This is a genomic window from Paraburkholderia steynii, assembly GCF_900100565.1.
Lineage (GTDB): Bacteria > Pseudomonadota > Gammaproteobacteria > Burkholderiales > Burkholderiaceae > Paraburkholderia > Paraburkholderia terrae.
This window is the reverse complement of record NZ_FNDI01000082.1, coordinates 1-1,247: the sequence shown is the minus strand read 5'-3', so window position 1 is coordinate 1,247 and position 1,247 is coordinate 1. Positions and strand designations below refer to the sequence as shown.

The following is a 1,247-nucleotide window of genomic DNA, read 5'->3' as shown; positions in this document are numbered from 1 at the left end:
TGTAGTGGTCCAATGATCCTGGACACCTCAAAAGGTAGACTTCTAGCCAACAGAGAGGTGTTCGATGGGACGAAGGGAATTCTCGCCGCAGTTCAAGGAAGATGCAGTTAATCTGGTACTGCAACAAGGTTATACGGTCACCAAGGCAGCACGAGGGCTGGGTATTGGCGAGACGGCGCTGCGTCGCTGGCTTGGTGATCGCCAGCCGCAGGGTGCGGTGACCGAACCGCCAAAGGCAGGCGCGACGCCTGCCCAGACCCGCATTCAGGAGCTGGAAAGGCGGGTAGCCGAACTGGAGCGGGAGCGCGACATTTTAAAAAAGTCCACGGCCTTCTTTGTCAAGGAACTGGAACGCAATACGAAGTGATCCAGCAGGCGGGGAAGGCTTTTCCGGTAGCGGCTGTCTGTCGGAGCCTGGGCGTGGCGCGCAGCAGTTACTACGCGTGGCAAGCGGGGCGTGCCCGCGCGCAGTCGCAGCGGCAAACGGCGTTGCGTGAGGTGTGTGCGATTCATGCCCAGTATGACCAGACGTGTGGCAGCCGGCGCATGTCGCAGGAGTTGCGCCGGCGCGGTCACAACGCGGGACGCCACCGCGCCCGCAGCCTGATGCGCGAAGCCGGCGTGCAGGCGCGCGTGGTGCGCACGCATCAGTATCCAAAGGGCGGCGACGCCGCGACGTGCGCCCCCAACCGCCTCAGGCGCGCATTTGATGTCGCGATGCCCAACCGGGTCTGGGCGGGGGATGTGACCTACGTCTGGACCCAGGAGGGCTGGCTGTACCTCGCCGTTGTGATAGACCTGTTCTCGCGGCGTGTGGTCGGATGGGCCTGCTCGGCCTCGCCTGACACCAACCTCGTGATACGGGCGTTGCAGCTGGCGCTGGATATGCGTCGCCCCGCGCCCGGAGTGATGTTCCATTCGGATCAGGGATGCCAGTACACCAGCAACGCTTTCCGGGCCTTCCTCGGCAAGAACCGCATCACACAGAGCATGAGCCGCAAGGGCAACTGCTGGGACAACGCAGTGGTAGAACGCTTCTTTCGAAGCCTGAAGACGGAGCGCGTGAGACTACGTCCATACCCTGACTATCTCACTGCAAAGTCCGATGTCACCGATTACATCGTGACGTTCTACAACCACGAGCGGCTACATTCGGCGGCCGGCAACATGCCGCCCGCCGAATATGAAGTAACCAGCAAGAAAAGAGGGAAAGCAGAAAAAGTGTCCAGGATTACTTGACCACTTCA

At 61.3% G+C, this 1,247-nt stretch carries 1 protein-coding gene; it reads left to right on the top strand.

Translation table 11 applies throughout. From position 1 onward, the window contains the following. Positions 1 to 64: 64 nt before the first annotated feature. Positions 65 to 1,239, top strand: a protein-coding gene (locus BLT65_RS46230; RefSeq protein WP_244187127.1) for an IS3 family transposase whose coding sequence is annotated in 2 segments (ribosomal slippage) — positions 65 to 323 and positions 323 to 1,239 — 1,176 coding nt in all. Because the reading frame shifts where the segments join, the coding sequence is not laid out codon by codon here. The last annotated feature ends 8 nt before the right edge of the window (positions 1,240 to 1,247 follow it).